The organism is Aeromonas molluscorum 848 (genome assembly GCF_000388115.1).
Classification (GTDB): domain Bacteria; phylum Pseudomonadota; class Gammaproteobacteria; order Enterobacterales; family Aeromonadaceae; genus Aeromonas; species Aeromonas molluscorum.
Genome location: NZ_AQGQ01000213.1, coordinates 1 through 5,752, shown reverse-complemented (window position 1 = coordinate 5,752; position 5,752 = coordinate 1). Strand labels below are relative to the sequence as shown.

Sequence of the window (5,752 nt, the reverse complement as noted above, 5' to 3'; positions counted from 1 at the left end):
ATGCCGATGCCGTCTTTACGAATATCCAGGGAAAAGTTTGTTCGCTCATCATTCCACCTCCAGCACCATGGCCACACCCAACCCACCCGCCGCACAGGCGGTGTTGAGTCCCAATCCACCGCCACGACGGCGCAGCTCATGGAGCGTCTGGGTGATCATGCGCGCTCCGGTCGCGGCGAAGGGGTGACCATAGGCCAATGAGCCCCCCAGCACGTTGAATTTATCCATGTCGATCTCGCCAATGGCGCTGTCGCGGCCCAGCTTGTCCCGGGCAAAATCGCGACTGGCGAACATCTTGACGTTGGCCAGGGTCTGGGCGGCAAATGCCTCATGCATGTCGATGAGAGTGAGATCGCTGAGGGTGATGCCTGCCCTGTCCAGAGCGATGGGGGTCGCGTAGGAGGGCCCCATCAACATGTCCTGCCAGACATCGATGGCGGAAAAGGCGAAGCTGCGAATAAAGCCGAGCGGCTCCAGGCCAAGCTCCTTGGCACGCCCTTCACGCATCAGCAGCACGGCGGCGGCGCCATCGGTGAGCGGGGTGGCATTGGCGGCGGTGACAGAGCCATGCATCCGATCAAACACCGGCTTGAGCTTGGCGTAACTGGCCAAGTCCGAACTCTCGCGTATGTTGTTGTCGCGCTCAAGGGCCGCCTTATAAGGCGCCACATGGGCGGCAAACACCTCCTGAGCCAGCTTGCCCTCGGCCCAGGCCTGGGCGGCCAAACTATGTGAGCGGTGCGCCAGGGCGTCTTGCGCCTCGCGGCTGATACCGTGGCTCTTGGCCATCTGTTCAGCGGTCTGACCCATGGAGAGGCCAGTGGAGTATTCGGCCACGGCTGGCGGTACCGGCAGCAGATCCTTGATGCCGAGTCGGCGCAGGATGGCAAACTTTTGTGCGAAAGTGCGCGCCTTGTTGAGATCGACCAAGGCGCGGGCCAGCCGCTTGCTGACGCCGATGGGCAACACAGAGGAGGAGTCGGCACCGCCGGCGATGGCGATGTCGACCGTACCGGCCATGATGGACTCGGTGACATTGGCCACGGCCTGGAAGCTGGTCGCGCAGGCGCGCGACACGCTATAGGCATCAGTGCTGACGCTCATGCCAGTACCCAGCACTATCTCGCGGGCGATATTGGGCGCTTCCGGCATCTGTACTACCTGGCCGAACACCAGTTGATCGATGAGGGCGGGATCAAGGCTGGTACGGGCGAGCAACTCGCTCACCACCAACTTGCCGAGATCCACCGCCGGCACCCCATGAAAGGCGGTGGCCTGCTTGGCGAAGGGCGTACGCAGACCCGCCACGACGGCAATCCGTTCGCCCTGGCGAGTCGTCAGTTGTAAAGGCTGTTTCATCCTGGCTCCTTGGGTTAATCAGGTAGAGGTCAGACCTCATTGCGCCACATCTTAACAATCCGCTCACAAGTTTCATACGGCTGATTGAAACTAAATCTGTACCGGGAGGGACTCGGTTCTCGCACCCTGAGGGTATCTGGAGTATAAAAAGATCAACTTCTATTAAAACAATAGGTTTATCTCATGGCTCTGGCCGAATTTCGACAAGTACGCGAGCATATTGCCAGCCAGATCCTGGGGCAGGGCGAACTCATCGACGGCCTGCTCATCGCCCTGTTATGTGAAGGGCATGTGTTGATCGAAGGGGCGCCGGGTCTGGCCAAGACCCGGGCAGTCAAGGTGCTGGCGACGGCCATCGAGGGGCGTTTTGCCCGCATTCAGTTCACCCCGGATCTGCTGCCGGCCGATCTCACCGGCAGCGAGGTATTTCACCCTCAGGATGCCAGCTTTCAGTTCCAGCCAGGCCCTTTGTTCAATCATCTGGTGTTGGCCGACGAGATAAACCGGGCGCCAGCCAAGGTGCAATCCACCCTGCTCGAAGCCATGGCCGAGCGTCAGATCACGGTAGGCAAGAAGAGCTGGCGCCTGCCGGGCCTCTTTATGGTGGCCGCAACCCAGAACCCCATCGAGCAGGAGGGGACCTACCCCCTGCCCGAGGCCCAGCTCGATCGCTTCTTGTTCAAGCTCAATGTCGATTACCCGAGCCCGGCGCTGGAGCTCGCCATACTGCAGCTCAATGAACGGGGGGAGACATTGCCCCCCTCACCCTGCCTCATCAGCCCAGATGCCTTGCAAGCGGCTCGCGATGCCGTACTGGATGTCATGATGCAGCCCAGGCTAGCCCACTATCTGGTGCAGCTGATCTGTGCCACCCGGCCGTGCAGCGGCATAGCCCCCGAGCTGGGCACCCTGATCGATTTTGGTGCCAGCCCCAGAGCCAGTCTGGGCTTGGCCCGCGCCGCCCGCGCCCGCGCCTGGCTGGCTGGACGGGACTATGTGCTGCCCGAAGACATACAGCAGTTGGCTCCGGCCGTGCTGCGCCATCGCCTGCTGCCAAGCTATCAGGCCCAGGCAGAAGGTGTCGATGCCGAAGAGATCATTCGCCGCCTGTTGGACTGGGTGCCATGCCCCTGAGCCATGGCGCCTCGCCCAGCCAAGATCCGGCGTCCAACCGCTGGCCTCCCGAGTTGCAACTGCCCCTTGCCTGTCTGCTCGCCACCCGATTGCTGACCCGAGGGCCCCAGGTCACGCGGCGCAAGAGTCCATCCCAGCGCGGTGCCCAGCGCCGCCAGCCCGGTCTGAGCTTTCGCGAGCTGCGCCCCTATCAGGCTGGAGATGAGGTGCGCCACATAGACTGGCGGGTCACGGCCCGGCTCGGCCGCCCCTTCACCCGCCTCTATGAAGAGGAGCAGGAGCAGCATCACTGGTTGTTGCTCGACCTCTCACCTGGCCTCTATTTCGGTTCGAAACAGCGCCTCAAGGCCCAGCTGGCGTGCGAGCTGGCCGCGGCCCTGCTCTGGCGAGGCGAGCGTCATCCCCAGACATTGCATATTCACAGCGCAAGCCCTCAAACCCTCACCTGCAAGGGCTCTCCTCTGCCGCTGTTGCCAGCCATCTGCCGCCATTACCTGACCGGACTCGAGCGCCGTCCCTTGCCGACTCCCCTGGCGCAGACGCTTGAGCGGTTGCGCCCCCGGCTGCCCCACGGGGCGCGCCTGACCATCATCAGCGACCACATGCCACCGCCCCCCGCGCAAGAGCGGCAACTCAGGCTCATCGCCCGGCGCCACGACATCCATTACTGGCAACTCCGCGATCCCCTGGAAGCCGACCTCGATGCAACCGAACGACTGCCGGTGACGGGTCCACTCGGCCCGGGCTGGCTCGATGGCTCCAGCCCTCAGTTCGTGCGCCGTTACCGGATCCAGGCGGAGCAGCACCTGGCCCTGAGCCAGGCCCGACTGCTGCCCCTGGTGCAGCGCCTGACCTTGCTCGATAGCGGCCAGAGCCTGCAAACCCAGTGGCAATCCCTATGACCATGGATGCCGCCACCATTGTCACACGACAGATAGCCGAGCAGATCCGGGATATTCACCCAGGCCCGCCCCTTGATGCGGGCTGGCTGGACCCGCGCCTCGGCGCCCTGCTCCTGCTGGCCCTGCTCCTGGTGCTGCTCGGCGCTTTCGCCTGGCTTGGCCACCGGATCTGGCTGTACTGGTGCTGGCGCCAGGCCACCGGAGTGCCACCAGCAGGCGATCAGCGTCTCTGGTTCGTCGGGTTGCACGAGAGGTTGCGCCAGGAAGGGCTGCGCCGCTGGCCAATAAGCCGTACCTTGCAAGGTGCCGACTGGCTCGCCTGGCTCGACAGCCAGGGCCCGACTGATTTCCTGCGCTGGCAACACCAGTGGGATGAGTGGCTCTATGGCGGCCGATCACCGAGTCAGTCCCAATGCCTGGCGATCCATGCCGACTACCTGCGCCTGGGTCGCCAACTGCTGCTCGGCCGATGCTATCTCCAAGGGGGGGCCGGATGATATTGGCCTGGCCCTGGTTCGCCCTCGCCCTGGTGCTGCCCCTGCTGGTACGCTCCCTGCCCCCCTTGCATCGCCCTCGTTTGCACCATGACGGCTTTGCGTTGCAAGGCTCACAGGGCGGTCTGCCACTCTGGTATGGCGCCCTGTTGTGGGGAGCACTGGTATTGGCCTTGTGCCGTCCTCAACTGATCGGTGAGCCCATCGTCCAGTATCAAGACAGCCGGGATCTGCTGCTGGCCGTGGATCTCTCCGACAGCATGCGCACCCCGGATATGTTTGACGGCAGTCAGCAGCAAGACAGGCTGAGTGCGGTGCGCAAACAGATAAAGCAGCTGATCCTGGCCAGGCAAGGTGACAGGATCGCCCTCATCGTCTTCGCCGACCACGCCTACCTGCTCAGCCCGCTGACAGAAGAGACCCAAGCGCTGTTGACCCTGGCCGATGAGCTGGATTTTGATCTGGTCGGACGTACCACGGCGCTCGGTGAGGCCATCGCCCTCGCCAACACCCATAAAGAAGCTGATCGCGAGGCGGCGCTGCTGCTGATCACCGATGGTCGCAACACGGCGGGCACTGCCGATCCCTTGGTTCAGGCTCGTCAGGCCGTCGCCGCTGGACTCAAGATCTACACCCTGGGGGTTGGTGCGGATCCAGACAGCCAAGCGCTGACCCCGGCCCAGCCAGATCCCAGTACAGAGCTGGATGAACCTCTGCTCACCGAGTTGGCCACTCTGGGACAGGGTCACTATTTTCGCGCTCGCACCCAAGGAGATCTCCTTGCCATGAATCAGCGCTTCGACCAGCTGGAACCGGGTGCCAGGGCAGGTCACAGCTACCGCCCCCTGACCGAACTCTATCCATGGCCACTATTCCTGTTCACCCTGCTTCTGCTGCCGGGGCTAAGGAGGCCAGGATGAGGATAAAGGCAGTGCACACTTGGCCAGTTATTTCGAGCGGAGGCCAGCCATGGAACTAATCCTGCTGCGTCCCTGGTGGTTGCTGGCCTTGCTCCCCTGGCTCTGGCTCGGTTGGCGCCTGCGTCGTCAGTCACCGCTGCTTAGTCCCCTGATGCGTCGCTATCTGTTGCCCGGCTCCAAGCCTGCGATCCCCTGGCGCTGGTGGGCAGCGCTACCCGCGATCCTGGCTCTGTGCGGCCCGGCTCTGGTTCGGGGCCAAACCGAGCAGACAGCCCCTCCTCTGGACATCTGGCTGCTGAGTCTTGCGGGCTCCATGGAGGCCCAGGACCTGGCACCGGATCGCGCCACTCGGGTGCGCCTGCAACTGCAAGATCTGCTGGCTCAAAGCCAGGGGCAGCGGATAGCCCTGATCCTGTTTGCCGCCGATGCCTATCTGGCCATGCCAGCCACCCGGGATCATGAGGCGATCGCCCGCCTGCTGCCGGACTTGCGACCCAGTATCATGCCGTCGCAAGGCGACAACCCCGAGCGAGCCCTGGCGCTGGGATTGGCGCAGATCCCGGCGGGCCAAACTGCCCGTCTGCTGCTGATAACCGATGGCCTGACCCCGGATAAGATCCGGCGCATAACCGATCTTTGGCCCTGCCAGGGACGTTGGCAGTGCCTGCGCCAGGCAAGCGCCCCTCGCCTTGATATACTGCTCGCGGCCACGGCGCAGCCGGTTCAACTCTCTCCCGAACTGGCTCAAGCGCTGGGCAGACGCAGCCTGCCAGCCCCTGATATCAACCAGATGACGGATTTGGCCACTCGCCTCGGCGGTGAGCTGCACCCCCTGGGTACTCGCCTGCCTCTATTCGCCCCCCTGCCCACCGGTCTGGCGCCGGACCCTGCGCACCGGCAAGATCTGGGCCCCTGGCTGCTGCTGCCCTTGTTGCTGCTGGCA

6 protein-coding genes are annotated in these 5,752 nt (G+C 63.7%); 5 read left to right on the top strand and 1 reads right to left on the bottom strand.

All coding sequences use genetic code 11. The features are described 5' to 3' along the window. Positions 1-48: 48 nt before the first annotated feature. Positions 49-1,359, bottom strand: coding sequence for an acetyl-CoA C-acyltransferase FadI (gene fadI, locus G113_RS18635; protein WP_005908616.1), 1,311 nt, complete (start codon positions 1,357-1,359; stop codon positions 49-51). Between the two features lie 183 nt (positions 1,360-1,542). Between fadI and G113_RS18630 the strand changes: the two genes are divergently transcribed. The 5 genes from G113_RS18630 to G113_RS18610 all read left to right on the top strand — a co-directional run. Continuing rightward, entirely contained in the window at positions 1,543-2,493 is a 951-nt protein-coding gene (locus tag G113_RS18630; protein WP_005908614.1) for an AAA family ATPase, read from the top strand. Beyond that, positions 2,484-3,395 carry a DUF58 domain-containing protein gene (locus G113_RS18625; protein WP_005908612.1) on the top strand — a complete coding sequence of 304 codons (912 nt, stop codon included), beginning with the start codon at positions 2,484-2,486 and terminating at the stop codon, positions 3,393-3,395. Before G113_RS18630 ends, G113_RS18625 begins: the two co-directional genes overlap by 10 nt. Next, a complete protein-coding gene (locus G113_RS18620) occupies positions 3,392-3,892 on the top strand; it encodes a DUF4381 family protein (protein ID WP_005908610.1) in 501 nt (166 codons plus the stop codon). Before G113_RS18625 ends, G113_RS18620 begins: the two co-directional genes overlap by 4 nt. Continuing rightward, the gene (locus tag G113_RS18615; RefSeq protein WP_005908607.1) at positions 3,889-4,809 is read left to right on the top strand and encodes a VWA domain-containing protein; all 921 of its coding nucleotides are present in this window, start codon (positions 3,889-3,891) and stop codon (positions 4,807-4,809) included. The genes G113_RS18620 and G113_RS18615 overlap by 4 nt, the downstream gene beginning before the upstream one ends. A 49-nt stretch (positions 4,810-4,858) precedes the next feature. After that, a partial coding sequence (locus tag G113_RS18610) for a VWA domain-containing protein (RefSeq protein WP_005908605.1) occupies positions 4,859-5,752 on the top strand: 894 nt, incomplete at its 3' end.